This window comes from Sorangium sp. KYC3313 (genome assembly GCF_052075895.1).
Taxonomy (GTDB): domain Bacteria; phylum Myxococcota_A; class Polyangia; order Polyangiales; family Polyangiaceae; genus Sorangium; species Sorangium cellulosum_B.
On the sequence record NZ_CP197255.1, the window covers coordinates 2,975,111 to 3,000,055 of the forward strand.

General features: G+C 71.5%; 20 protein-coding genes and 1 pseudogene. 16 read left to right on the plus strand and 5 right to left on the minus strand.

Features of this window, described 5'->3' with window-relative positions; all coding sequences use genetic code 11:
• Positions 1 to 80: 80 nt before the first annotated feature.
• Positions 81 to 1,064 (minus strand): lysylphosphatidylglycerol synthase transmembrane domain-containing protein, encoded by a 984-nt coding sequence (locus ACSRUE_RS11690; protein ID WP_441291071.1) that lies wholly within the window; start codon positions 1,062 to 1,064, stop codon positions 81 to 83.
• A 112-nt stretch (positions 1,065 to 1,176) separates the two neighbouring features.
• Positions 1,177 to 2,142 carry a glycosyltransferase family 2 protein gene (locus tag ACSRUE_RS11695; protein ID WP_441291072.1) on the minus strand — a complete coding sequence of 322 codons (966 nt, stop codon included), beginning with the start codon at positions 2,140 to 2,142 and terminating at the stop codon, positions 1,177 to 1,179.
• Between the two features lie 572 nt (positions 2,143 to 2,714).
• On the opposite strand from ACSRUE_RS11695, the gene ACSRUE_RS11700 reads away from it, so the two are divergent.
• Both ACSRUE_RS11700 and ACSRUE_RS11705 read left to right on the plus strand, forming a co-directional pair.
• Positions 2,715 to 4,301: an AAA family ATPase gene (locus tag ACSRUE_RS11700; RefSeq protein WP_441291073.1), complete on the plus strand. Its 1,587-nt coding sequence runs from the start codon at positions 2,715 to 2,717 to the stop codon at positions 4,299 to 4,301.
• A complete protein-coding gene (locus ACSRUE_RS11705) occupies positions 4,298 to 5,881 on the plus strand; it encodes an AAA family ATPase (protein ID WP_441291074.1) in 1,584 nt (527 codons plus the stop codon). Before ACSRUE_RS11700 ends, ACSRUE_RS11705 begins: the two co-directional genes overlap by 4 nt.
• Positions 5,882 to 6,016: 135 nt before the next feature.
• Here ACSRUE_RS11705 and ACSRUE_RS11710 read toward each other — a convergent pair whose 3' ends face one another.
• Positions 6,017 to 6,832, minus strand: a complete 816-nt coding sequence (locus tag ACSRUE_RS11710) for a hypothetical protein (RefSeq protein ID WP_441291075.1) — start codon at positions 6,830 to 6,832, stop codon at positions 6,017 to 6,019.
• Between the two features lie 596 nt (positions 6,833 to 7,428).
• On the opposite strand from ACSRUE_RS11710, the pseudogene ACSRUE_RS11715 reads away from it, so the two are divergent.
• The 7 genes and pseudogenes from ACSRUE_RS11715 to ACSRUE_RS11745 form a co-directional block, all read left to right on the plus strand.
• Positions 7,429 to 7,704 (plus strand): annotated as a pseudogene (locus ACSRUE_RS11715) (protein kinase domain-containing protein); the annotation flags it as partial.
• The gene (locus ACSRUE_RS11720) at positions 7,653 to 8,396 is read left to right on the plus strand and encodes a serine/threonine-protein kinase (protein WP_441291076.1); all 744 of its coding nucleotides are present in this window, start codon (positions 7,653 to 7,655) and stop codon (positions 8,394 to 8,396) included. The pseudogene ACSRUE_RS11715 and the gene ACSRUE_RS11720, both read left to right, overlap by 52 nt.
• Positions 8,389 to 9,075 carry a hypothetical protein gene (locus ACSRUE_RS11725; RefSeq protein WP_441291077.1) on the plus strand — a complete coding sequence of 229 codons (687 nt, stop codon included), beginning with the start codon at positions 8,389 to 8,391 and terminating at the stop codon, positions 9,073 to 9,075. The genes ACSRUE_RS11720 and ACSRUE_RS11725 overlap by 8 nt, the downstream gene beginning before the upstream one ends.
• Before the next feature lie 451 nt (positions 9,076 to 9,526).
• Entirely contained in the window at positions 9,527 to 9,910 is a 384-nt protein-coding gene (locus ACSRUE_RS11730; RefSeq protein ID WP_441291078.1) for a hypothetical protein, read from the plus strand.
• Positions 9,911 to 10,032: 122 nt separating this feature from the next.
• Positions 10,033 to 10,809, plus strand: coding sequence for a PP2C family protein-serine/threonine phosphatase (locus ACSRUE_RS11735; protein ID WP_441291079.1), 777 nt, complete (start codon positions 10,033 to 10,035; stop codon positions 10,807 to 10,809).
• A 205-nt stretch (positions 10,810 to 11,014) separates the two neighbouring features.
• A complete protein-coding gene (locus tag ACSRUE_RS11740; RefSeq protein ID WP_441291080.1) occupies positions 11,015 to 11,266 on the plus strand; it encodes a hypothetical protein in 252 nt (83 codons plus the stop codon).
• A 412-nt stretch (positions 11,267 to 11,678) separates the two neighbouring features.
• Positions 11,679 to 12,422 (plus strand): DUF434 domain-containing protein, encoded by a 744-nt coding sequence (locus ACSRUE_RS11745; RefSeq protein WP_441291081.1) that lies wholly within the window; start codon positions 11,679 to 11,681, stop codon positions 12,420 to 12,422.
• A 16-nt stretch (positions 12,423 to 12,438) separates the two neighbouring features.
• Here ACSRUE_RS11745 and ACSRUE_RS11750 read toward each other — a convergent pair whose 3' ends face one another.
• Positions 12,439 to 13,398, minus strand: a complete 960-nt coding sequence (locus ACSRUE_RS11750; protein ID WP_441291082.1) for an NAD-dependent epimerase/dehydratase family protein — start codon at positions 13,396 to 13,398, stop codon at positions 12,439 to 12,441.
• A 623-nt stretch (positions 13,399 to 14,021) separates the two neighbouring features.
• On the opposite strand from ACSRUE_RS11750, the gene ACSRUE_RS11755 reads away from it, so the two are divergent.
• Complete coding sequence (locus tag ACSRUE_RS11755) at positions 14,022 to 15,092, plus strand: sulfate/molybdate ABC transporter ATP-binding protein (protein WP_441291083.1); 1,071 nt, start codon at positions 14,022 to 14,024, stop codon at positions 15,090 to 15,092.
• Positions 15,093 to 15,143: 51 nt separating this feature from the next.
• Positions 15,144 to 16,100, plus strand: coding sequence for a cysteine synthase A (cysK, locus tag ACSRUE_RS11760; protein WP_437764240.1), 957 nt, complete (start codon positions 15,144 to 15,146; stop codon positions 16,098 to 16,100).
• 96 nt (positions 16,101 to 16,196) lie between these two features.
• On the opposite strand, the gene ACSRUE_RS11765 is transcribed toward cysK, so the two are convergent.
• Positions 16,197 to 16,730 (minus strand): hypothetical protein, encoded by a 534-nt coding sequence (locus ACSRUE_RS11765; RefSeq protein ID WP_441291084.1) that lies wholly within the window; start codon positions 16,728 to 16,730, stop codon positions 16,197 to 16,199.
• An 89-nt stretch (positions 16,731 to 16,819) separates the two neighbouring features.
• On the opposite strand from ACSRUE_RS11765, the gene ACSRUE_RS11770 reads away from it, so the two are divergent.
• The 5 genes from ACSRUE_RS11770 to ACSRUE_RS11790 all read left to right on the plus strand — a co-directional run bounded on the left by ACSRUE_RS11770 (position 16,820) and on the right by ACSRUE_RS11790 (position 24,495).
• Positions 16,820 to 17,884: an AAA family ATPase gene (locus ACSRUE_RS11770; RefSeq protein ID WP_437764242.1), complete on the plus strand. Its 1,065-nt coding sequence runs from the start codon at positions 16,820 to 16,822 to the stop codon at positions 17,882 to 17,884.
• Complete coding sequence (locus ACSRUE_RS11775) at positions 17,881 to 20,019, plus strand: hypothetical protein (protein WP_441291085.1); 2,139 nt, start codon at positions 17,881 to 17,883, stop codon at positions 20,017 to 20,019. Before ACSRUE_RS11770 ends, ACSRUE_RS11775 begins: the two co-directional genes overlap by 4 nt.
• Positions 20,016 to 21,260, plus strand: a complete 1,245-nt coding sequence (locus ACSRUE_RS11780) for an ATP-binding cassette domain-containing protein (RefSeq protein WP_441291086.1) — start codon at positions 20,016 to 20,018, stop codon at positions 21,258 to 21,260. The genes ACSRUE_RS11775 and ACSRUE_RS11780 overlap by 4 nt, the downstream gene beginning before the upstream one ends.
• On the plus strand, positions 21,257 to 23,008 hold the full coding sequence (locus tag ACSRUE_RS11785) for an ABC transporter permease (protein WP_441291087.1): 1,752 nt from the start codon (positions 21,257 to 21,259) through the stop codon (positions 23,006 to 23,008). The genes ACSRUE_RS11780 and ACSRUE_RS11785 overlap by 4 nt, the downstream gene beginning before the upstream one ends.
• Before the next feature lie 236 nt (positions 23,009 to 23,244).
• Positions 23,245 to 24,495 (plus strand): serine/threonine-protein kinase, encoded by a 1,251-nt coding sequence (locus tag ACSRUE_RS11790; protein ID WP_441291088.1) that lies wholly within the window; start codon positions 23,245 to 23,247, stop codon positions 24,493 to 24,495.
• The last annotated feature ends 450 nt before the right edge of the window (positions 24,496 to 24,945 follow it).

The following is a 24,945-nucleotide window of genomic DNA, read 5'->3' on the forward strand; positions in this document are numbered from 1 at the left end:
CTATTTTGCGCCTTGGCGTCTTTGCGCCTTGGCGTTGAATTCTCTTTCCGGATCCCTCGCCGGACTCCTGGTGCGTGGACCTAGCCGGATCGGGGGGTGGATGGGGCCGGGGAGGTGGGCGGGGGGGCCAGCTGCCAGCTCACGAAACCGACGGCGACGACGTTGAGGTAGACGACGGCGAAGACCAGGAGGCCGAAGCTCACGCCGTGCTCGGCGGTGAGACCGAGCGAAGGGAATACGAGGGAGAAGAAGAGCTCACGGACACCCACGCCGGCGATCGAGATCGGCAAGAGACCGAGCAGGTTCGCGATGGCGAGCAAGCAGGTGACGTCGAAGAGCGCGAGCGGCACGCCGAGGGCGCGCGCGATGAGGTAGCCCTGCGCGAAGTTGACGACGAACGTCGCCACCGTGACCGGGAGCGTGAAGAGGAGCCCGCGCCCGACATGAGCGCGCAGCGCGACCAGGAAGCGGCTCGCCGCGCCGGGCTCCGCGCTCTCCGACGGATCCTTCGCGAGCTTGCGCGAGAAGGCGAGCAGCAGCCGCTCGGCCAGCCCGGGGATGAGCAGCACGAGGGGCGCCAGGACCGTGAGGGCGATTCCACCCCACGTCAGCCAGGCCAGGCGGCCGGCGATCACCGCGCTGTAACGGGCGACGCCGACCGCGACGAACGCGGCGAGCACGTAGAGATCGCACAGCCTGTCCATCACGACGGTGGCGAGCCCCTCCGCGTAAGGCACGCCGAGGTCGTGGCGCAGGTAGCGGATCCGGAGCAGGTCGCCGACCCGCCCGGGGGTCAGCATGCCGACGTAGAGCGACGTCGCGTAGGCGCTCCACGCACGCCGAAGCGGATAGACGATGCCCCGGGCGCGCAGCAGCGCGTCCCAGCGGATCACCTTGAGGTGGATGTTGAGGACGTTCAGCGCCGCCGCGAGCGCGAGCGGGCCAGCCGAGGCCGATACGACCGCGCCGAGCACCGCGTCCCGGTCGTCCATGCGCGCGACCACGAGGACGAGCAAGAGCGGGCCAATCAGGCGGACGAAGGCGCGCAGGGCGGTGCGGCTCACGACGGCGAACCCCGGCCGCGCGCTCAGCGTGGCGCCGCGGAGCAGAGGGCCTGAAGAGAGGGGAGGCGCCCGGACGCGGGGGCCCGGGGCCGATCGAGGCGAGGCTCGGAGATCACTCGAGCTCTTCGCGGATGGGCGGCTCGTCTGCCAGGTGGCGCTGCTGCATCTGGAAGGTGAGGAACTCGCCGATGAAGCCCATCGAGAAGAACTGGATGCCGAGGAGGATCATCAGCACGCCGAGCAGGAGGAGCGGCCGGTCTCCGATCTTGTGACCGAGCAGCCAGAGGAGCGTCAAATACGCGTTGATGGTCACGCCGGTCGCAGCGAAGACCAGGCCGATGAGGCCGAAGAGGTGCATCGGCTTCTTCGAGTAGCGCGTGAGGAACATGACGCTGAGCAGGTCGAAGAAGCCGCGCAGGATGCGCTCCAGGCCGTAGCGCGAGGCGCCGTACTTGCGGGCGTGGTGGCGCACCGGGATCTCCGTGACGCGGAAGCCTTGCCAGGCGGCGAGCGCCGGGATGTACCGGAAGAGATCTCCGTAGATCGGGATGGTGCGCAGCACCTCGCGACGGTAGGCCTTGAAGCCACAGTTCATGTCATGGAGCTTCACGCCCGTGACCGCGCGGACGGTCCCGTTGAAGATCCGGGACAGGACGAGGCGATTGGCGGGGTCGAGGCGGTTGACCTTCCAGCCCACCACGACGTCGAGGCCCTCCTCGACCTTGGCGATGAAGCTCGGCAGATCGGCCGGGTCGTCCTGGAGATCGGCATCCATCGTGACGACCACGGCGCCCCTCGCCTTGCGGAACCCGGCCGTGAGCGCCGTCGCCTTGCCGAAGTTCTTCCGCAGCCGGATCCCCTTCACGACCGGGTTCTCCGCGCGGATCCTGGAGATGACGCCCCAGCTGTCGTCCGTGCTGCCGTCGTCCACGAAGATGAGCTCGTAGGAGAAGCGCCCCTTCAAGGCCTGATCCACCCGCTGGGCGAGCTCCGTCAGGCTCTCCGCCTCGTTCAGCCCCGGGACGACCACCGAGACGTGCGGCGCCGCCGAGGCGGCCGGCGCGATGGAGGGCGCCATGAGGCTCGGGCGAGGCTCGAAGGCGGAGAGCCCGAACGTGGCCCGGTCCTCCGGAGCCTCGTGAGGGGCAGGTGTGGGGGGCTGGTCCACAATCACGGCGGCGGAGGATAGCAGAACGTCACGAGAAGGCGCGGTTCCGTCCGAGGAACGCGCTGCAAGCGCGACGGCGACGAGGGCAGGACGTGCTGCCGGTTACCGGCAGGGGGAGAGGGGAAGGGCTGCGGAGAGCCGGCAGGGGTTCGGGGAAGGGCTGCGGAGAGCCGGCAGGGGTTCAGGGAAGGGCTGCGGAGAGCCGGCAGAGGTTCGGGCAAGGGCTGCGGAGAGCCGGCAGGGGGAGAGGGGAAGGGCTGCGGAGAGCCGGCAGGGGTTCGGGCAAGGGCTGCGGAGAGCCGGCAGGGGTTCGGGGAAGGGCTGCGGAGAGCCGGCTGGGGTTCGGGGAAGGGCTGCGGAGAGCCGGCTGGGGCGGACGGAAGCGCTGCCGGATGCAGCGGCGGTCGACGGCGGCATTGACATCCCGTGTGTCCGCCTGCCGGCTTCATGACGAAGCGGGTGGGGTATGCGAGACTCTCCGCATGAACGGCCGCGGTACGAAGACCCTCGAGCACCTCCTGCGCCGTTTCGACGACGAGATCCACTTCGGCGCCGTGATGCTCGAGGTGCTCGAAAAGGACGGCTTCGAGCTGACCCATGCTCGCCCGGTTGGGCCGTCGAGCTGGCTGCTCCGAGCGAAGCCGCCGCAGCACATCCAGGAAGGCTTCGGGCTGGCCCCCGAGCTGCTGTTCGTCGCCGTCCAGGGCGAGGTCCAGTCGAGGGATCTCCAGCGCGCCGCCGACGAGGTCGTGCGCTCTGGCCTGCGCCTCGACGGCAACCTGGTCATCGTGACGGACGACGGCCACACGTATGACGACGGTCGGCCGCTCCAGGAGCGCCTCGAGCGGATGCCCGGCCGGGATCAGCGCGTGGCGTGGGTGTGGAACGAGGATCGGTTCTGGCCGCCGCTCTCCGAGGTGCTCTGTCAGTGCCTGCCCACGTACGACGTCTTCGAAGAACGTGATCCAGTCCGAGGGCACCAGCTCATGGGCCGGGATGCGGAGGTGAAGGACCTCCGCACGCGCGTCCTGCGCGGCGACGCCGTCGGCGTGTTTGGGCTGCGCAAGTCGGGCAAGACCTCGCTGGTTCGCGCGGTCACCGATTGGCTCGATCCGGCGAGCGGAATCAAGACGGCCGACGCAGAGCAGGATGTGTCCCAGGCGTGCGTCCTCTGGGTCGATGCGCAGGGGCTCGATCTGCCGACCGTCGACGGTGTCGCGGACGATATGCTCGCGGCGCTGGGCCGCAGGATGCGCGCGTCCGGCGCTTCCTACGAGCCTCCGGCACGGGAGGGCATGGCCGGTTTGAAGGCGGCGGCTCAGGCGATTCTGGATGAGGGAATGCGCCTCTGCTTCGTGATCGACGAGTACGATCTCCTCTTCGAGCGCGAGGGCAACCTCGGCCCGGTGCCGGGCATCTCCAGGCTCCTCGGGCTCGTGCGCGCGCTGTCCCAGCAACAGCAAGGGGTCGTCTCGCTCGTGCTGATCGGCCGTGACCCCGAGCACCTGTCCGTTCCGCAGCTCGATGGGGTACCGAACCCCTTGCTCGCGGGGCTCACGCCGTTGTGGCTCGGGCCGATCCGTCCGCCGCACGACACGGAGATGCTCCGCAAGCTGGGGCGCCGCGCGGGCCTCGCCGTGGGTTACGAGACGGCAAAGCTCGCCCGCGCGTGGACCGGCGGGCACCCGCTGCTGCACCGACAGTTCGGCTCAGCGCTCCTCGAGGAGATCCGCGTGCACTCCCCGGGGGGCCTGCAGAAGGAGCCGACGGACCCTTATTGTGAGAGGGCTGTCGAGCGCTTCCTGGGACGTCAGGTGGTGCTCGAGGTGGACCGGGAGATCATCGCGCTGCTCTCGAAGAGGTACCCGGCTGCTTACGCGTTGCTCCTCGATCTCATCGAGAGCCATGATGCCGCCGCGGCTGTGAAGCGGTCAGGCGGACCGTATGGCCCCGGTGCGCGGCCGCTGCGGAACTTCGGCCTCCTTGACGATGCGACGCTGGCGTTGCCGATGCACCTCTCATGGTACGTCCAGAACCTGCTCCCGACGCGGACCCAGGTGGCCGTGTGACGAGCCGTTCCAATCCGTACAACTGGCAGCACCACACCCCACGCCACCCGGTGCATCGCGGCACGCCGGTGGCCACCATCGCGGGGCACCTCCGTCGCGGCGCTGCCGTCAAGGTCATCGGCGGTCGCGGGATGGGGAAGAGCGTGCTGCTCCAGCAACTCCAGGCGCAGCTTCTTCAGGACGCACCTGGCACGCGCGTCCTGCTCGTCCCGGGGCCGCCCGAGGAGTCGACAGTCGCCGGAGCGGTGCGCGATCTCGCTGCCAGGCTCGGCATCCGCGATCTCGCGGCGCCGCGAATGGACGACCTCCTCGAGCGCGTGCTCGATGGCAGCACGACGCGGCTGGTCGTGCTCTTCGACGAGGCCGACCAGTACGTCACGGCTGGAGATGGCGAGCGGGGGGCGTTTGCAAGGAGCTGGTTCAACAAGCTGGAGGTCACGCGGAAACAACACGGCACATGCTTCGATCTCGTCTTCGCGGGCGGGATCGGCCTCTTCTATCTGGAGAGCGAGGTGGGATCCGGGATCGTGAGCCGCGCCGAACCGTGTGTGCTCGACCCGTTCGGACCGGCGGAGATCTCGGTGCTCGCGAGGTCCTTCCAGGAGGACGGGCGCTCCCTGGACGACATCTGCCTGGAGACTCTTCGCGTGATGTCCGGGGGCATCCCCGTGCTCGTGACCTACGGCCTGGAGCACCTGTGGGATGCGGCCAGCCCCTCCGTACAGGCGCTGGAGCAGATCTTCGGCGTTTTTCGCGAGAGGCACGACGGCTTCGTTCGCGCGGCGCGCTCCTCTGTCTCGCAGCGAGGGCGGCTCGATGCTCCCTGGCGCGTGCTGAAGGTCGTGCGCGAGCACGCCGGCTCGGTCCCGATGCGGCGGCTCCGTGATGCGTGCGCCTTGCAGGCCGGCGAGCACGTCTCCATCGATCCGGAGCAGGCGCTGAAGCTCCTGCGCGCGGCCGGTCTGGTGAGGGTCGAGGGCTCAATGCTCGCCGACCCCGCAGCAGCCTGGCCCATCGCCTCGATCTTGAACCTGCCGGAGCTCCCGGCGAGTTCGGGCGACCCTATCGATCGTCTGATCCAGGACGTCTGCGCGGCGCTGGCGAACCTGCGGCGCGTCGGGCGCGATTTTCACGGCAAATCCGGGCTGCTGGAAGAGCAGGTGTTCAGCTCCTTCATCGCGGCGGTGCTGGCTGTCCTCGGATGGGAGACGGAACGCGAGGCAATTCAGGTGGCGGGTTTCACCGACGTGAAGGTGCGCCTGACGCGGCCCGGCCTCGACGGCCACGCCCTGATCGAGACCAAGATCTGGCGCGGCGCGGCTCACAACCAGGGAATCCAGGAGCAGATCGACGACTACCGCGTCTCGGACAGCCTTCACGGCATCGCCGTGACGCTGGGCGTGCGTGACGCGTCGGGCTGGCCGGAAGCGTATGAGCGGATGTGCCTTGCGGGCCGCAGCATGGAGCGACTGCCGACGCCGCCGGATCTCGTGGGCCGCTGGCGGGTCCAGCAGACCGACCCGGACGGCAGGGTGTGGCGCACCGACCACCTGGTGGTGCAGCTCCCGAAGCGCAGGTGATCCTGACGAGAGCGTGGGCTGGCGCGACCTCCGGCGCCAGGCCGCTGAGTGCGACCTACGCCGGAACAGGTGCGCGTGCGCCGACCGGCAAAGGGACCGCTCGCCGGCCCGCCCGGCGCTCCCTCCGGCAGGCGCTCACGCGGGCGTGCTCTCTTCCGCCTCCGGCTCCTCGGCGTCCCCCTCCTCCGCGGCGTCCTCCTCCGGCGCGGCGGCCGCCGGGGCGCGCTGCGGGCTGCGCTCCAGGAGCGCGAGGAACGGCGCGTGGAGCGCCTGGAGCAGGTCGCGCTGCTTGCCGCTCGGCGTGTGCTCGATGAGCCAGCCGAGCTCGCCGTGGATGGCGTTGAACGCCTGCGTGCAGCCGGCCACCGCCTCGCGGATGCGCTTCGAGCGCGCTACCGCGCGCTTCTGGCCGGAGGTGCGGCCGAGGCCTCTGGCGAGCGCCTCCGTCGCCTCCTCGACGCGCTTCAGGTACGCGCCGGCGCCGACCTTCTTCACGTCGGCGGCGAGCGGCGGCTTGCCCGCGAGCGCGACCTGGTGCCAGCCGTAGTCGACCTCGGCGTCATACGCGTACTGGGTCTGCTCGGTGCCCGCCCCCGCGAGCAAGGCGCCGCGGAGCCGCACCGCCGCGTCGCGCTGCGCCGGGTCCTTGCTCTCGGCCGCCGAGGCCAGGAACAGGTGCAGCGCCCGCTGGGCCGTGTCCCACTCCATGTCGAGCTCGGCGAGCACCGCGGCCGAGGCGACGCCGAGCGCCTCGTCGAGCGCCGCGATGCTCCAGCGCGCGCGCAGCTTCCAGACCACCGGCCTGGGCGCCTCGAAGAGCAACGTCGCCGGGACGCGGTTCGGGACATCGTACTTGTCTATCGAGACGCCCTTCCACGCTCCCTGCTCGAGATCCCGCGCGAACGCGCTGAACGCCTTGTCCGTGACGAAGCTGTATCCATAGGCTGCCATCGTTCTCTTCTCCGATCCTCCTCCAGGAAACTGGGCATCTTAGCGGGAGCGCCTCGAGCGGCCGCAACCGCTTTGCGCAAAGGGTCCTGTCGGAACCGTGCTCTGCACGGCCATTGGCCAGGGGCCAGAGGCCATTGGCCGGAGGCCGGAGGCCAGTGGCCATGGGCCAGTGGGCCAGTGGCCAGCGGTCAGCGGGCATGGGAGGGCCGCCGGGCCGTGGGCGCCCGGTGGTGGTCGGCGGTCGCGTCGTTTTCGAAGGGGGAGACGTCGATTGGGTGAGCACTCCGGCGGCGCCGTACCGACATGGGTAGGCGACGGCAGCGCCTCCAGAGGAGGGGCGCTCGCCCGAGAGGCACCCGCCCATGGACAACGCGATGCTCCCGCTCACGGAACCCACGAGACGGCCGGCCTTCGTCACGGCGGCGCTGGCCCTCACGGCGGACCTGCCCACCGCCGCGCTGGCCGTCACCGAGGCGTTCCCGCCGCAGCAGCCGGCGAGTAGGGTGGACGCTGGGAAGGAGCGTGACAGCGCCGTGAGCGACGCCGAGGAACCGATCGAGCGGCAGGTGTTCCAGCCGGGGCAGGTCTTCCACCAGATGGAGATCGTGCGGTTCGTCGGAGCCGGGTACTCCGGCGAGGTGTACGAGGTCCGCCACCGGATCAGCGGGGCGCGGTGCGCCCTCAAGATGATGCACCTGCGCGACCGGAAGGACGCGAGGAAGGCGGAGCGGAGCCTGGCCGAGGCCCACGGGACGTTCGGGATCCAGCACGCCAACGTGGTCGAGGTCTACGACATCGGCTGCGAGGCCGACGGCACGGCGTGGATGCTCATGGAGTTCCTCGACGGGCCGACGCTGAGCACCATCCTGGAGCGCCAGGGGAGGCTGTCGCCGCTGTTCGCGCTGCACGTCGCGCTCGAGGCCGCGTGGGGCTCGACGCGGCGCACGAGAACCAGATCATCCACCGCGACGTGAAGCCGGACAACATCGTCTTCACCGCGGACGGGATGGTGAAGGTCGTCGATTTCTCGATCGCGAAGGTCATCCCCTACGAGATGCGGACGACCCAGCGCAACGTGCGCCTCGGGACGGCCGCGTACATGGCGCCCGAGAACCTCGCCGGGAACGAGGCGGACGCGCGCGTCGACGTGTACTCGCTGGGGCTCGTGCTCTGGGAGATGATCGCCGGCCGCCACCCGTTCCGCGACGCCTTCGACGACCGGACGAAGCTCGTGAACTGGCAGTTCTTCGCGGATCCTGCGCCGCTGTCGGAGGTGGCGGGGCTGCCGGCGTACGTGGACGAGGTGATCCGGCGCGCGACGGCGAAGCAGCCGGCGGCGCGGTACCTGTCGATGGCCGAGATGGCGCAGGGCATGATCGCGCTGCGCAGGCGCCTCGAGCAGGACGAGGCGGAGGGCCGGATCTCGCTGGCGACGCCGCCCGGCGAGCCGCCGATCCCGGGCCGGCCGGGGCGGCGCGCGGTCTACCGGGCGCCGGTGACGGGGCCGACGCGGTCCTGGTGCCAGAGGCACGCCGGGCGCGACGCTGAACGGTGGCATGGGTGAGGAAGGAAGCACGGTCTGCACCGACGGGATTGCAGGCGAGAGCGGGCCCGAGGGCGGCCCTGGTGCGGGCGCGACCGGTCTCGGCGAGATCAGCGCCAGCGGTTTCACGGGCACCTCCGGCGGCGAAGGCGCGAAGGGCGGCACCGCGCAAGGCGGAGGCGGAGGCGGAGGAGCGAAGGGCGGCGCGGGCGCAGACAAGTGCTCGAGCGAAGCGTCGGCGGGCGGAGCGAGCGGCGGCTCTGGCGGAGCGGGCGGTTGCGGTGGAGCCGGCGGGAGGGGTGGCGGAGCGGGCGGATCGAGCATCGCGTTGATCAGCCTGAACGCGGAGCTGAGCTTCGATGCGGTGAAGCTGAAGACGGGGCGCGGCGGAGCGGGCGGGAAGGGTGGAGCCGGGCAGGAAGGCGGCGACGGTGGGGCGGGCGGCGTTGGAGGCACGAAAGCTGAAGGCGCGACGATGCTGCACGACGCGTGCGCCGGGGGCGTCGGCGGCAAGGGAGGCGCCGGCGGTCCCGGTGGCGGCGGTCGCGGCGGTCACGCGCTGGGGATCGCGTACAAGGGCGCGGCGCCGGCTGTGGAAGGAGCGACGGTGGAGCTCGGCGAAGCGGGCGCCGGCGGTCCGGGCGCGACCGCGGAGGGCGAGGGAGCGGCGGGCGTGAAGGCCGAGGTGCAGGCGTTCTGACGTGAGGTCGTGAGCGCTGCGGCTGCTGCGGCGGAGCGTGCACCGCCGCAGCGGCACGAAGCAGGGCGGAGAAGACGACGTGGAGACGGCGCGCTGAGGCAGGCGCGACGAAGGACGGACGTGTGCGCGCGGCGCGAGGCCGAGCGCGGCGCGTGAGCGAGCAGCGAGCACGTGGATGGCGGACGTTGCGAGGACGAGGGAGCGACCGTGAAGCGAGAGCTGCAGGCGGGGTGGTTGGCGATGTCGTTGTTGCTCGCGAGCACGGCGGCGACGACGAGCGCCCGCGGAGACGAGGAGCGAGCGACGCCGGGGCCGAACGCGGAGAGTGAGCGTGAGCGGGCGGTGCGTGACTTCGAGGACGGGCGGAAGGCGCACGTGGCGGGTCGCTTGGAGGACGCGGAGCTCGCGTCCCTGCGTGCGTGGTCGCGGCTGATCTGTGAAGATGAGCGCGATGAGAACGCCGAAGGACACGAGCGTCTCGCCCAACGCCCGGGAAGCCTCCGTCGGCCGGTGGACCGATCCGGTGTGGTGCGCGATGACGCCGGAGGCGGAGAAGAAGCGCATCGCGCAGGTGGAGGCGCGACGGGCGATGGCAGCGCACGGGATCGAGGACGCCCGGCTGGAGGCGACGCTCGTGCAGCTGGCCGGTTGGGTGGAGAAGTGGGCCGCCGAGGAGCGCGAGGCAACGCAGGCGGACGACGACGTGTGGGTGAGCGCGGTGCCTGTGAAGGGTGAGGTCGACCAGCGCAGGTCGCGCCTGGCGCTCGTCGGCACGGTGCTCTTCGTGCTGGGGGTCTTGTGCGGCGTGGTGCTGGCAGCGCTGCGGCTGCGCTGAGGTAACGACGTAGCGAAGCCGCGCGCGGCGCGGCTTCGTCGGGTGCAGAAGAACGCGCGCCGCCGTCTGCGGCGCGCCATGGCTCGGCTCGTCCCGAAGACGAGCGCGCGAGGAGGACGATCGTGTATCCAACGCTCGCCATCGAGGCGGCAGCGCAGTCGGACGTGGGCCGGCGGCGCAGTCACAACGAGGACAGCTTCGCGGCGCTGCCGTGCCTGGGGCTGTTCATGGTGGCCGACGGCCTGGGCGGCAACGCGGCCGGCGAGGTCGCGTCCCGCATGGCCATCGAGGTCGTCAAGGGCTGCTTCGAGGTGGACGAGGATCTCGAGGAGACGTGGCCGTACGGCACGGGGCGTCCGCACGACCGGGACGAGGTGCGGCTGGTGATGAGCGCGCGGCGTGCGAACCGGGCGATCTACGAGGCGAGCCAGAAGAAAGAGGAGGTGCGTGGCATGGCGACGACGTTCGCGGGCGTGCTGCTCGGAGCAGGGATGGCGTACATCGCGCACGTGGGCGACTCGCGTGTGTACCGGATGCGCGGCGGCAAGCTGGAGCGGCTGACGCGGGATCACACGCTGCTGGAGGAGCTGCTGAGCGAGGGGGACGGCGCGCTTGCAGCGCTGGAGGCGCTGAACGGGCGGGCGGACGCGGTGACTCGCGCGCTCGGGTGCGACAAGAGCGTGGAGATCGAGTCGCGCGTGGAGCCGACGCAGCCGGGCGACGTGTTCCTCGTCTGCTCCGACGGCCTGTGGGGCCCGGTGCCCGAGGCGCGGATCGAGGGCGTGCTGGCAAGGCACCGGGACCTGAGCCTGGCGGCGAGCCTGCTGGTCGACATCGCCAACGAGCACGGCGGACCGGACAACGTCACATGCGTGCTGGCACGCCTTGGAGGCGGGTGACGTGTGAGGCGATGACGCGCTGCTGCCTCCCGTCACGGGCGCACCGAGACCCGAGTGGTGTGCGCGTGCGGCGAGATGCCGAATTTTTGAGAATTTCACGCAACCCAACGTAAATCTGGGCGATGTCTCGGATTCGGCGAGAGCGCGCTTGGCGAGCGGTTTCGTCAGCGGCAGAATGGGCGCCCTTATCCCAAGAGGAGCGCTCATGGCCAAGGCTCGGCGGTTCAGCGGCAGCGGCATGCGTCGTTCGGGCAACGTGATTCACGTGAGTCCAAGGCTCATGTGGGAGCTCGCGTGGCTGCGGAAGCTGGGGCTCGAGGACGTCGACTGGGATCCGGAGCTCTGTTGCCTGCACTGCAGAGCAGAGCGAGCCGAACGAGGGGAGCCGGTGGAGGACCTCGCGCCGCCCTCCGGGGCATGGCTCAAGCTCCCGCTGCACGACGACCAGCACGAATGATCGGCGGGCGCCGCTGCGAGGGCGCCCGTCCAGGCGAGCTCCGCGCTCACGGCATCACCCGCCCCTGGGTGGGTTGTCCTGGGTTCGGGCAGAAGGGCCTCTGATCTGTTGGCCCCTTCTGCATCGAGCGGCGAGCGCGGAGATCCTCGGACCGTCGCTCCGAGCAGCCCTTCAGCAGGTCGATCTATCGCGGCGTGGCAGCTGCCGTCGGTGGCTGCGGCGGGGCGGACGCGCCGCACCGGCCGCGAGCGCGTGGCGCCCGAGCCCTGCGCAGGCGGCTCGCCGCGCGCCACCGTCGCCAGGGTTCTGCTCGGGTCCGGAATGGCGTACATCACCTACGTGGGCGACTCGCGGGTTTACCCGATGCGCGGAGATGTGACGTGCGCGCTGGTGCGCCGCGGAGGCGGGTGACGTGGCGGGCGAGCACAGCGGCGCGCCGCGCGGTGGACACCCGGACGATGAGCGGCTGTTCGGCCCCGATGCCGTCCGGACGCTGCGCGTGGCCTTCGAGGAGGTGACGTGGCTCCTCGGCCGCGGCTATCCGCTGCGCACCGCGATCCGGACCGCCGGCGACCACCACCAGCTGGCCGCACGCCAGCGCCTCGCGCTGCAGCGGGCCGCGTGCTCGGACGCGCAGCGGGCGTCGCGCCTCGCGCGCTGCGCCACGTCCTCGTCGCTCCAGGGCGCGGAGGCGAACATCGACGGCTTCAACCTGATCATCACCCTGGAGGTGGCGCTCGCGGGCGGGCTGCTCGTGCGCGGGCCGGAGGGGGCGCTGCGCGATCTCGCGGGGCTGCGCGGCAGCTACGCGCCGATCGCGGAGACCGACGCAGCCATCGATCGGATCGGCGACGCGCTGTCCGGCGCCGGCGCGGCGCGCGCGCGCTTCCTCCTCGACGCGGCCATCCCCAGCTCCGGGCGGCTGCGCGCGCGGATCCTGGAGCGGCTCGGGGGCGCGCCCCTCTCGATCGAGGCGACGCTCGTCCCGGATCCCGACCGCCTCCTCGCGGGGGCGGCGGGCGTGATCTCGTCCGACAGCGTCGTCCTCGATCGCTGCGTGGGCTGGGTCAACCTCGCAGACGAGATCGTGGGCGCGCGCGTGCCGGCGGCGCGCGTGGTCGAGCTCGTCCCTCGCGGAGGCGGCGCCGGCGCGTGAGGGCGCGGCGCGCCCGTCACCGGCAGAGTCCGAGCCGCCTCGTTTGCCAGGCGACCTGCGCCGCGAGCCCCTCGCGCAGGGGCACCCGGGGCACGTACCGGAGCGCCGCCTGCGCCGCCGCGGTGTCCGCCCAGGTGCGCCGGACGTCGCCGGGCTGCGGCTCTCCCCGCTCGACGCGCACGGGGCCTGCGAGCTCCCCCAGCAGCCCGAGCGCGTCGTTGAGGCTCACCCGCGAGCCGCCGCCGATGTTGAACACGCCGACCGCGCCGCCATCCATGGCGTCGACGTTGGCCTGCACCGCGTCGCTCACGTACGTGAAATCGCGCGTCTGCTCGCCGTCACCGTACACGCGGACCGGCTCGCCCTTCAGCACGGCGGCGATGAACCGGTGAAACGCCATGTCGGGACGCTGCCTGGGGCCGTACACCGTGAAGTACCGGAGCGAGATCGTGGGCAGGCCGAAGTTGCGCCGGTACAGCTCGCAGAGCTGCTCGGCGGCGAGCTTCGTCACCCCATAGGGCGAGTGGGGGGCGGTCCGGCTGGATTCGTGCATGGGCATATCGCCCGTGTTGCCGGAGGGGTCGCCGTAGACGGAGGAGGACGAGGCATAGACGAGCTTGCGCACCTGGCCGTGCGCCCTGGCTGCCTCCAGCAGCCGCTGCGTTGCGAGCACGTTGTCGCGCAGGTAGACTTCGAAGCTCTGTCCCCAGCTCGGGCGCACGCCTGCCTGCGCTGCCTGGTGGAAGACGACCTCGCGGTCCGAGAGCAGCGGGCGGAGATCGTCTGTCGCGAGGTCGGCCGTCGAGAGCGAGAAGCGCGGTTCGCCGCGCAGCCGTGCAAGGTTCCCCTCCTTGAGCTCGCGGGCGTAGTAGTCGGTGAAGCGGTCTACCCCGAGCACCTCGTGTCCGAGCTCGATCAGCCGCTCCGCCAGGTGGGAGCCGATGAATCCGGCCACCCCCGTCACCAGACAACGCATCCGCCTTCCGTCCTGGTCCTGCCGCGTCGCGGCCTCGCGTCCTCGTCCAGCCGCGCCGCGGCCTCCGGTCCCGGGCCTGCCGCGTCGCGGCGCGGCGATGCTAGCACCTTGGGCCGTCCGTTGAGTCGGGCAGCAGCCCGCCGCGCCGCTGAGCTCGCTTCGGGGTTCGGGAACCGAGCGGGGACCGACCGGGGTTGAGGACCGACCGAGGTTGAGGACCGACCGAGGTTGAGGACCGACCGAGGTTGAGGACCGACCGACCGAGGTTGAGGACCGACCGAGGTTGAGGACCGACCGACCGAGGTTGAGGACCGACCGACCGAGGTTGAGGACTGAGGACTGAGGACTGACCGACCGAGGTTGAGGACCGACCGACCGAGGTTGAGGACTGACCGACCCGGGAGGGGGGCGGCCTGAGCACGGGCTCCGCGCTTCCTGCCCTCTGTCAGCCCTCTTGCAACAGCACCCCCCACGCTTCTTGCAAATACGCCCACCTTTCCGATGTGTATTTCTGAATCTGGTTGCGCCTACCCGCCCGGCGGGCGACGCTGGTGCGCGCTCGGGCCCCTCGCTTTTTCTGTCCGAGGCGCGGTCGAGACGGGTCGGAAGGCTAGCTGTTGCTTATGGGAATTGTTGTCGAGCGGCTCACGAAGCGGTTCGGTCCGAACAAGGTGGTCGATGACGTCTCGTTCGAGATCGAGAGCGGCGCGCTGGTCGCGCTCCTCGGGCCGAGCGGAGGTGGCAAGAGCACCGTCCTGCGCATCATCGCCGGGCTCGAGAGCCCCGACTCCGGCGAGGTCATCCTGAACGGCAAGAACGCGACCACCACCCGCGTCCAGGACCGGAACATCGGCTTCGTCTTCCAGAACTACGCGCTGTTCAGGCACATGAGCGTGCGCGACAACATCGGCTTCGGCCTCAGCATCCGGAAGCGGCCACGGAAGGAGATCGCGGCCACCGTCGACGAGCTCCTCAGCCTCGTGCAGCTCGACGGGCTCGGCGGCAGGCTCCCGCACGAGCTCTCCGGCGGCCAGCGGCAGCGCGTCGCGCTGGCGCGCGCGCTCGCGCCAGGCTCGTCGCTGCTCCTGCTCGACGAGCCGTTCGGGGCGCTCGACGCCAAGGTCCGCCTCGAGCTGCGCGAGTGGATCCGGAGGCTCCACAAGGAGCGAGGGATCACGAGCGTCTTCGTGACCCACGACCAGGAAGAGGCGATGGACCTCGCCGATCGGGTCATCGTGCTGCACAAGGGGCGGGTCGAGCAGATCGGCACCCCGGAGGAGATCTACGATCGTCCGGCGACCGAGTTCGTCGCGAGCTTCGTCGGGTCGATCAACGTGCTCAAGGGGGAGGTGCGCGACGGCCAGGCGGCGCTCGGGACCCTCGCGGTGCACGCTCCCCCCGGGACCGGCGACGGCGCGAGCGTGCACGCCTTCGTGCGTCCGCACGACATCGAGGTCCACACCCGGATCGACTCCTCGAAGACGCCTGCCGCCGACGACGCCAGCGTCGCGCGCGTCGAGCGGCTGTCGCGGGTCGGGTGGATGGTCAAGGCGGAGCTCCGCCTCTCCGACGGCCAGCCGCTCTCCGTCGAGCTGACCAAGGATCGCGTCGCCGAGCTCGGCCTGTCCGAGGGGGACAGGGTGCTGGTAAATCTCCGAGACGCCAAGATCTTCGTGCAAGATTACTCCATCTAGCCCGCTGGCCGGCGCTCCCGTCCGGCCAACGGCCACCACGGGAGGCGGCACGTGGCTTCAATCTTCGACGACATCGCGGCGACGATCGGGCGCACCCCCCTCGTCCGCCTGAGCTCTGCGGGCAAGGGTCTGCGCGCCGAGCTGATCGGCAAGGTCGAGAGCCGGAACCCCGGCGGCAGCGTCAAGGATCGCATCGGCCTCGCGATGGTCGAGGACGCGGAGCGGCAGGGCAAGCTGAAGGCCGGGAGCGTCCTCGTCGAGCCGACGAGCGGCAACACGGGCCTCGCGCTGGCGATGATCGCCGCGGCCAAGGGCTACCGGCTGATCCTCACGATGCCCGAGTCGATGAGCCCGGAGCGGATCGCGCTGCTCCGGGCGTTCGGGGTCGAGGTGCTGCTGACGCCCGGGTCGCTCATGGTGCAGGCCGTCGCGCGGGCGCGCCAGATCGTGGAAGAGACGCCCGGCGCGGTGATGCTCCAGCAGTTCGAGAACCCGGCGAACCCCGCCGCGCACCGCGTGACGACCGCGCGCGAGATCTGGGAGGACACGGACGGGACGGTCGACGTCGTGGTCGCCGGCGTGGGGACCGGCGGGACGATCACCGGCGTGGGCGAGGTGCTCAAGCAGAAGAAGCCGGGCGTGAAGATGATCGCGGTCGAGCCCAGGAACGCGGCCGTGCTGAGCGGCGGCCGCGTGGGCGCGCACCTGATCCAGGGCATCGGCGCGGGTTTCGTCCCGAAGATCCTCCGGCGCGAGCTCATCGACGAGGTGGTGCCCGTGTCCGAGGACGAGTCGTTCGACGCCGCGCGCCGGCTCGCCAAGACCGAGGGCATCCTCGTCGGCATCTCCGGCGGGGCGGCGATGGCGGCGGCGCTGTCGATCGCGGCGCGCGACGAGATGCAGGGAAAGAGGATCGTGGTGATTCTCCCCGACGGCGGGGAGCGGTACGTCACCTCGCCGCTCTTCAAGGAGCTCGTCGGCTGCGCTCGCGCGGCCGTGCCCCGCTGACCCGCCAGGGAAGGCCGCCGCACATCGGGTCGCCTTCCCTGCAGAAGCACTCCGTCTTCCTGGGCGCCTGCGGCGCCGCCGGTCTCGCGGCCTCGATCACTCGATGCGGACGGCGACGAGGACCTTCATCCACACCCCTTCGGGCGGGATCGTCTTCGTCAGATCGACCTTGCCTTCCCAGTCGACGTGCACCGTGTAATCGCCGCTCTCGTCGTCCTTGTAGAAGAAGGGCCGGATGTCGTCGTGATAGACCCGATCGAGCGGGACGATGCGCTCCCCGGCAGGCATCGGCGCCTTCTTGGCGACGACGGTCGACTTGCCGTCGACGACGGCCGAGGCGGAGACGCTCTTGAGGAAGGTCAGGTCAGGCACGTTGTCGTCGCGTGCTTCCAGCCGGATGTACATGAGCTCGGCCCTGTCGACGGAGCTCGGGTCCTCCGAGACGGAGAGCTCGCTCCATCCGGAGAAGGTCGACTGCGAGGTGGGCTTCACGAGGAACTTGGTCTCCACCTCATGCTCGCCGATGACCGCGGTACAGGCGCTCGCGCCGAGCGACAGCGCCACGGTGAGCGCCGCGCCGGTGCGCGCGGCGAGGCAGTGCGAAGCGAGCCCACGGCGACAGGTCAACATAAGCATCCTCCTTCGCAAGACATAGCATGGCGAGCTCCGATCGACGCGCGGGGCGCGGCCGGCTATCGTCGTCGGCCGAGGGCGACCAGATGGCGGCGGAATCAGGCGCGGGTATTGACGGCGGTCAGGGCACGGCCCCTGCGTCCTTCGAGGCGAGGCTCGAGCTCGCCCAGCGGACGAGCACGCGGCTGCGAGACGCGATCGGGCAGGCCGTGGTCGGGCAGGACGACGTCATCGAGCAGACGCTGTGGGGGATCCTCGCGGGAGGGCACGTCCTCCTCGAGGGGGCGCCCGGGCTGGGCAAGACGCTCCTCGTCAGGACCATCGCCGGCTGCCTGGATCTCGCGTTCTCGCGCATCCAGTTCACCCCGGATCTCATGCCGAGCGACGTGACGGGCACGAACGTGCTCGTCGCGGCGGCGGACGGCTCGCGCCACTTCTCGCTGCACAAGGGGCCGATCTTCGGGCAGGTGATCCTGGCCGACGAGATCAACCGGGCGACGCCGAAGACGCAGAGCGCGCTGCTCGAGGCCATGCAGGAGCACGCGTGCACCATCGCGGGCACGCGGTACGCGATGGAGGAGCCGTTCTTCGTGCTGGCGACCGAGAACCCGATCGAGATGGAAGGGACCTACCCGCTGCCGGAGGCGCAGCTCGATCGGTTCCTGCTCAAGGTGCTCGTGCCGAGCCCGACCGAGGATGAAATGACCGAGATCCTCGCCCGGACCACGGGCCACGATCGCGGGCCGCCGCCGCGGGTGCTCACCCGCGACGACGTGCTCTCGCTGCGGTCGCTCTGCCGCGACATCGCGGTCGCCGAGCCCGTCATGCGGTACGCGTCGCGGCTCACCCGGGCGAGCGATCCGGCCGCCGAGGGGGCGCCCGAGATCGTGCGGAGGTCGCTCCGGTTCGGCGCCGGCGTGCGCGGCGCGCAGTCGCTGGTGCTGGCCGCGAAGGCCGCGGCGCTGCTCCAGGGAAGGGCGCACGTCGCCTTCGCCGACGTGCAGCGGGTCGCGAAGCCGGTGCTCCGCCACCGGATGATCCGGTCCTTCGAGGGCGAGGCGGAGGGGATCACGACCGATCAGGTGATCGCGGCGCTCCTCTCCGCGATCGAGGCGCGGCCCGAGCCCGTGGCGCAGGCGATCCGGCGATGAAACGCGTGCAGGAGCCGCGGGGGCAGGCGATCCGGAGCGGGTCGCTGAGGAGAGGCGCGAGGGGTCTTGCGGGGGCGGCGTGGCTCGCGGCGCTCTTCTCGGCGGGGCCCGCGTCCGGGCAGGCGCCGCCCCTGTCGACCGCGGCGGCGCTCGTCGTCGACGTGGCGCCTGTGCTCGGGACGAGCGGCGGGATGCCCTGGGGCTGGAACCAGGTCGTCGTGCGCGTCCAGAACTACGGCGGCCGGGCGGCCAGGGGCGAGGTCGAGGTCGAGTCGAAGCGCTACTCCGATGACCGCGTCTTCGTCGCGTCGGCGCCGTACGCCGTCGGGGCTGGCGCGTCGGTCGACGTGCGCGTGCCGGTGCACGTGTCGCCTTTCGGCGACGTGCAGGTGCGGGCGCTCGATGAGGGCGGAGCGCAGGTGTCGTCGCAGGGGCTCCCGTCGACCTCGCAGCACGCGGTGGTGCTCTTCGACGTCAGCGAGAGGTCGCTGCTCCGCGGGGGCCTCCACGACGCGCCGATCGCGCCGCTGTACATATCGACCAGCCGCGCGCCCGGGGGGACGCCGAGCCCTGTCCTCTGGGTCGGGCAGCCTCGCTTCGACAGCGCGACCGGCGACCCGCTGCTGCCCGACCGGGCGGCCCTGTACAACGCGGCGGACGCCGTGCTCATGCGCACCGACACGCTGTCCAGGCTGGGCGGCTCCGAGCTCGAGGCGCTCGCCGGCTTCGTCCTCTCCGGCGGCACGCTGGCGCTGTCCGTCGCCCGCCCCGAGGATCTGCGGCACCCGACGCTCGCGGCGTTCGTCGGTGGCGAGGTCGCGAGGGCGGCCATCGCGCCGCCCACCCTCGCGGAGATCGCGCCGCCCGGCGGCTCCAGCGGCTTTGGCAAGCAGGGCAACGTGCTCCTGCCCGCGCCGAGCGCGACCCCCGCGGTGGCCGAGTCGCTCTGCGGCTGGTCGGGCGGCAACCTGCGCGGGAGCGCGTATGGCAGCTCGGCGTTCTACGGCCTCGGCGAGGTGCACCTGCTCGCGTTCGACCCCACGCGCTCGCCCGCGGCCAGCGACCCGTGGGTGAAGATCCGGGTGGCCGATCTCGCTCGCCGAGCCTACGACCGTCGCTCCACGGTCGCCTTCCGCCCGGGGGAGGATGCGATGGGCGTCGACCTCGATCCGGTGCGGCGGGAGCTCGATCCGAACGAGAGCTCCCGCTGGGCGATCGGGGTCTCCGCGCTGCTGCTCTGCATTTACGCGGTGCTCGCCGGTCCGATCAATTTCTCGCGCGCCGCGCGGCAGGGGAGGCCGCTCCGCGCGCTCTGGCACCTGCCGGTGCTCTCTGCGGTCACGTTCGCGGTGATCGTCGGCGTGGGCCTGCTCGCGAAGGGGGTGCGCGGCCGGGCGCGCCACCTCACGCTGATCGAGGCGGGGGCCGGCATGACGAAGGGGGCGGTGCGCCGGTTCCGGGGCTTCTTCGTCGCCAGCGCGGAGGAGCTCACGGTCCGCACGACCGACCCGAGCGGCGTGATCAGCACGGCGGTGGCCGCCGAGCTCTCGGAGCGGCGCGACCGGCTGCTCGTGGATCGCGACGGGGCGCGGCTGACGAAGGTCGCGGCGCTCCCCTGGCAGACGGTGATCGTGCGTGAGGACGGGGCCGCGTCGCTCGGGGACGGCATCGCGCTCGTCGCCGATCCGAGCGGCGACGTCGTGGTGAGCAACCGGAGCGGCCGCGATCTCCGGGCCGGCGTCCTGTGGCTACCGGAGGGCGCGGCCCGCTACTTCGCCCGCATCGGCGACGGGGAGAGGGTCTCGTCGCGCGCGGGGGTCGATCTCGCGGCGCGGAGCGAGGGGCAGGGCTGGCTCTCGCACGCGGGCTTCGGGCGGCGGGTCGGCGGCATGGACGTCCACGACCTCGGCGGGAGGCTGCTGGCTCCGCTCCTCGAGCCCGACGCGCCGGGGCTGGGCGCCGCGTGGCTGGCGATCGAGGAGGCGGCGGGCGGATCGGTCGACTGGTTCCCGGTCGGCGTGCCCGTGCTGTTCGGCCAGCTCGACGGCGGCGAGGGGCGCGCGAGCGACTCCGGGTTGCGGATCGACAGCGACCGCGTGCTCGTGCGGGTCGTGGGCTACGGAGGCCGGCCGTGAGCGCGGCGCTCGGCGGCGCTCCGCCCTCCACGGCCGCGGCGCAGATCGAGCGGCCTCGGCCGACGATCCGCGTCCGGCACCTCTCGCACCGCTTCGGCGCGCTCGACGTGCTGAAGGACGTCACCTTCGACGTGGGCCCCGGCGAGATCTTCGGCTTCATCGGGCCGAACGGCGCGGGCAAGACGACGACGATCCGGGTCATGGCGACCCTGCTCGAGCCCATGGCGGGGCGGGTCGAGATCGACGGCGTCGACGTGACGATCGACCCCGCGGCTGTCCGCCGCAGCATCGGGTACATGCCGGATCACGCCGGCGTCTACGACAGGATCACGGTGCGCGAGTACCTCGAGTTCTTCGCGGACGCCTTCCGGGTGCCGTCGCTCGACGTGGTCGACGCCGTCCTGGAGCTGACCGACCTCGGCAAGATCCAGGACCGGATCGTCGCCACGATGTCGAAGGGGATGAAGCAGCGCCTCCAGCTCGGGAGGATCCTGCTGCACGATCCGAAGGTCCTCATTCTGGACGAGCCGGCGAGCGATCTCGATCCGCGCGCGCGCATCGAGATCCGCGATCTCTTGCTCGAGCTCCGGAGCCTGGGGAAGACGATCTTCCTCTCGTCGCACATCCTCACGGAGCTCTCCGACGTGTGCACGTCGATCGGCATCCTCGAGAAGGGCCGCCTCGTCGTCGCCGGGCCGATCGGGGAGATCGCCGCGCGCCTCGAGGCGGTGCGCGCGGCGCAGGCGCACGGGCACGCGCCGCCGCGCCACGGCGCCGCGCCGGGCGCGTACGGGGCGCAGGCGCACGGGCACGCGCCGCCGCGCCACGGACCCGAGGCGGCCACGCCCGACGGCGCGCCCGTGGATCCGGCCTCCGCCGATCGCTCGCAGGCCGGCGGTCCGCCGCCCGGATACGGCCAGCACGCGCCGCACGCCGCTGCGCCGGCGAGCGCGGGGCAGGCGGCCTATCCGGCGCTCTCGCAGATCTCCCGGCGCAAGGTCAAGGTGCGGGTCCTCGGCGATCCGGAGGCAGCGGCCTTCCTGGTCAGGGGCGGGCCGGGGATCACCGACGTCGACATCGTCGCCGGAGCCGTGCACGTCGGTTACGTGGGCACCGACGTGAAGATCGCCGAGATCGTGCAGCACCTCGTGCGCAGCGGCGTCGGCGTGATCGGCGTCGAGCCGGAGCGCAATGAGCTCGAGAGGATCTTCCTGGAGGTCACGCAAGGAGAGGTGCAGTGAGCGTGCAGACTGGCACATCGCCGCCCGCCGGTCCGGCGTCGCGGCGGCTCGTCGATCGAGCGCGGCATCGCGTGGGGCACGTCCTGCGCGAGCCGAACCCGATCTGGATCCGCGAGCTCAAGCAGGCGGCGCGCCTCGCCCGCACGCCGATCATCCTGCTCGTGCTGGCCGTGCTGATGGCGCTGCTCGTGACGGCCATCGGCGGCATCGCGGCGAAGGAAATCGCGCCCGCGAAGACGGGCGTGATCCTGTTCCAGGTCTTCTTCTCGCTCGCGTACTTCGTCGTGGCGCTGGTCGGGCCGGCGGTCGCCGCGAACAGCATCGCTTCGGAGCGCGAGGGGCGCACCTGGGAGGCGGTGCTCCTGACGGGCATCCCGCCCGGCGAGATCGCGCGAGGCAAGTTCCTCGCCGCTTACACGGCGATCTCGATGTACGTGGTGATGCTCGCGCCGGTCGGGGCGCTGCCGTTCCTGTTCGGCGGGATCGCCGCGATGGAGGTGGTGATCGCCTTCCTGTTCCTCTTCTTGATCGCGCTGCTCAGCGTGGCCTTCGGCCTGGCGATCAGCTCGAAGATGGGGAGCCTGCGCGCGGCGATCCTCGTCACGCTGCTGCTCGCATTCCCGCTGTCGATCGGCCTGTTCTCGGCGGGTGGCTCGGGGCTCTCGTACGCGGCCCACCTGGCCTGGCCGGAGGTGCCCGAGGGGCCGCCCATCTGGCTCCCGATCGCCTACCAGCGCGCGCCGCTCGGCCTCGATTACGTGCTCTTCCTGATCCTCCTGCCGATCGCGGCGATCGGCGTGCCCGCGTGGTTCCTGTACCAGGTGACCGTCGCGAACCTCACGAGCGAGAGCGACGACCGCTCCTCCGGGCTGAAGACGTGGTTCGCGGTCTGCGCGCCCGTGGCGACCGCCGCCGTCGCGGTGCCGGCGTTCTCGGTGGACGCCTCCGATCGCCTGCCCGCGATCGTCGCGGGCGTGTGCGCGGCGCTCTCGTTTCTGATCTTCTGCGTGTTCCTCTTTGCCGGAGAGCCGATCGGCCCATCGCGCCGCGTCGAGGTTCACTGGGCTCGGAGCCGCGCCAGCCGGCTGCGTCGCTTCTTCGGCCCCGGCGTGATGCGCTCGGCGTACCTCCTCCTCGCGGTGGGGGTCCCCGCCATCGCCGCGCTCTGGGTCGTCGGGCACCGGCTGAGCCTCGGCGCGCCCGTCCCGATGCCGGCGATCCATGCGCAGCAGGTCCAGCACGTCGCCGTCTACGCGCTCGCCGTCTACGTGTTCCTCGTCGGGCTCGGCGCGTTCCTTCGCGCGCGGATCGCCTCGCCCCTGGTCACGCGGGCGCTGCTCCTGACGCTGCTCTTCACGATCGCGGTCGGCCCATGGATCGTCGCCGCCATCGCCGGCCTCGTCGCGGAGCTCGACACGAGCGAGAGCGCTCTCCTCGTCGCGGCCCCGTCGCCGTTCTATGCGTTCGTGATGCTCTCCAAGGCCGATCAGGGCGACGCGGGGTCTGTCCTCGCCGCCGGGTACACGGCCGCAGCTGGCTGGGTCGCCGTCGGGCTCGGCCTGCTCGCCGCGGCCCGCGCGCGCTGCGCTGCCGTGGTCGCGCAACGCGAGGCCGCCTTCACCGAGACGGACGCGCTCCTCGCCCGGGAAGACGAGGCGGCGCTCGCGGCGGAGCAGGCAGCAGCGCCGCCGCACGCGACCACGCCCGAGCACGCGGAGCCAGGGAGCGCCGCGGGCACCGCCGCCTGATCACGGGCGTGATCGCGGCGCGCTCCGAAATCGTACGCGCACGTCTCTTTGTGTGGAAATTTGGAACGCGACCGGGGAATGCGTCAGGATGCGCTGCGCGCGGATCTGTCGAAATCTTGAGCATCCCGTGGTGAGCGTGTGAAAAGAGCGCTCGCGCGCTCGAGGTCCGGGAGCGAGAGGGGATCTCGATTCCTCGCGTCGTGTGACGACGGCGGCACCACCTCGACCCGCAGAGGATGGCCTTGCCTTCGCACGAAGACTGCCGATGCGCGGCGCCTGAGCTGAGCGATACCCTGCTGGAGGGAACGCCGTACCGGCCCGTGCGCCGGCTCGGGCGAGGGGGAATGGGCGAGGTGATCGAGGCGGCGCACGTGGGCCTCGACAAGCCGGTGGTGGTGAAGCTCTTGCACCGCGACCTGAACCGCGAGCCGCGGCTCGTGGAGCGGATGCGCGTCGAGGCGCAGTCGCTGGCGCGGCTCGCCCACCCGAACCTGGTGATCGTCACCGATTTCGGGCGGACCGCCGAGGGGAGGACGTTCCTCGTCATGGAGCGGCTCTATGGCCGGACGATGCGCGAGGAGCTCGCGGCGCGCGGCGCGCTGCCGGCGGTGGAGGCGCTCGATCTCGTGACGCAGACGCTGGCGGGCCTCGCCGCGGCGCACGGCGCGGGCATCGTTCACCGCGACGTGAAGCTCGAGAACCTCTTCGTGTGCGACGCGGATGCGCAGGGTCGGCGCGTGGTGAAGGTGCTCGACTTCGGGATCGCCAAGGTGGTCGCTCCGCGCGGCGATGGGCGCGCGCCGGCGCCGTCGCTCTATCAGACGGAGGAGGGGGTGCTCGTCGGTACGCCGCGCTATCTCTCGCCCGAGCAGGCTTGCGGGCTCGCCGTCGATGCGCGCACCGACGTGTATGCGGCCGGCGTGGTGCTCTACACGCTGGTCGCCGGTCGCGATCCGTTCGAGCATGTGAGGCGCGTCCACGAGCTCGTGCGCGCCCACGCGAGCGAGGTCCCCGCGCCGCCGTCGAGCCACGCGCCACGACCGGTGCCGCCGGAGCTCGACCGCGCGATCATGAGGGCGCTGGAGAAGAGCCCGGAGCTCCGTTTTCCTGACGCAGCGGCGTTCGCGGCGGAGCTGTCGCGCATCGCCGCGTGGCTTTCGGGAGGGGTGGAAGGTGGGTCGGTCATGCCGTCCGGGTCGTACTGGCAGCGCACGGCGCCGCTGACGCTGCCGCCGGTCCGGGCGCCGGTGCTCCCACCGACGTTGAGCGCGACCGTGAAGGCGTTCGGCCTCATGGCGCCGGACATGGCAGCGCGGCCCGCCCCAGGGGCTGCGCCGCAGCGCGCCTCGGAGGCGCACAGAAGCAGGTCGCGGCGCGCGCGACGGCCCGCGCGCGCTCAGGCCAGCTGGGCGGCCATGGGATTGCTGGTGGTGAGCGTGGTGCTCTTCGGCTTCACCCTGGCGCTGCTGGTGAGCTTCCTGGGCTGACGGGCGGGTACGGCGTCGTCGCCGCGGATGCCAGGAACGTCACCCGGCGTGACGAACCCGCTACGATGCGGGCTGCGGAATGGGAGCGCCGGCGCTGAGAGGGCAACCTGGGTCGGAAGGGTCAACCTCGGAGGGGTCAACCAACCTGGTCAACCTCGCGGTGGAGGTCAACCTGGGTGCGGGCCACGAGGCAGCTCAACCTGGGTGCGGGCCAGAAGGCAGCTCGGCAGCTCAACCTGGGTGCGGACCGTGGACCGTGGATGCTGGATGGGTGCAAAAAATCGATGTCGTAGCACGCGGGAAGTTTGGCGGCGCAGTATTGGACAACACGCGCGTGGTTCGGTGCGGAAGCAAGAAGGTGGCCAGGGTCAACTTTGCGCGCCGTCGACCCGCGGAGCCGCGCCTCGCGCGACGTCATGGTCCGCGACACCGGCGCCTTCGGGCATCGGG

Bases quoted from the DNA above. Each gene is read 5' to 3' on its own strand.
- ACSRUE_RS11695 (WP_441291072.1), bottom strand. From the start codon at position 2,142: ATGGCGCCCTCCATCGCGCCGGCCGCCTCGGCGGCGCCGCACGTCTCG.
- ACSRUE_RS11700 (WP_441291073.1), top strand. From the start codon at position 2,715: ATGAACGGCCGCGGTACGAAGACCCTCGAGCACCTCCTGCGCCGTTTC.
- ACSRUE_RS11710 (WP_441291075.1), bottom strand. From the start codon at position 6,832: ATGGCAGCCTATGGATACAGCTTCGTCACGGACAAGGCGTTCAGCGCG.
- ACSRUE_RS11725 (WP_441291077.1), top strand. From the start codon at position 8,389: ATGGGTGAGGAAGGAAGCACGGTCTGCACCGACGGGATTGCAGGCGAG.
- ACSRUE_RS11730 (WP_441291078.1), top strand. From the start codon at position 9,527: ATGAGAACGCCGAAGGACACGAGCGTCTCGCCCAACGCCCGGGAAGCC.
- ACSRUE_RS11740 (WP_441291080.1), top strand. From the start codon at position 11,015: ATGGCCAAGGCTCGGCGGTTCAGCGGCAGCGGCATGCGTCGTTCGGGC.
- ACSRUE_RS11750 (WP_441291082.1), bottom strand. From the start codon at position 13,398: ATGCGTTGTCTGGTGACGGGGGTGGCCGGATTCATCGGCTCCCACCTG.
- ACSRUE_RS11755 (WP_441291083.1), top strand. From the start codon at position 14,022: ATGGGAATTGTTGTCGAGCGGCTCACGAAGCGGTTCGGTCCGAACAAG.
- ACSRUE_RS11765 (WP_441291084.1), bottom strand. From the start codon at position 16,730: ATGTTGACCTGTCGCCGTGGGCTCGCTTCGCACTGCCTCGCCGCGCGC.
- ACSRUE_RS11770 (WP_437764242.1), top strand. From the start codon at position 16,820: ATGGCGGCGGAATCAGGCGCGGGTATTGACGGCGGTCAGGGCACGGCC.
- ACSRUE_RS11775 (WP_441291085.1), top strand. From the start codon at position 17,881: ATGAAACGCGTGCAGGAGCCGCGGGGGCAGGCGATCCGGAGCGGGTCG.
- ACSRUE_RS11790 (WP_441291088.1), top strand. From the start codon at position 23,245: ATGGCCTTGCCTTCGCACGAAGACTGCCGATGCGCGGCGCCTGAGCTG.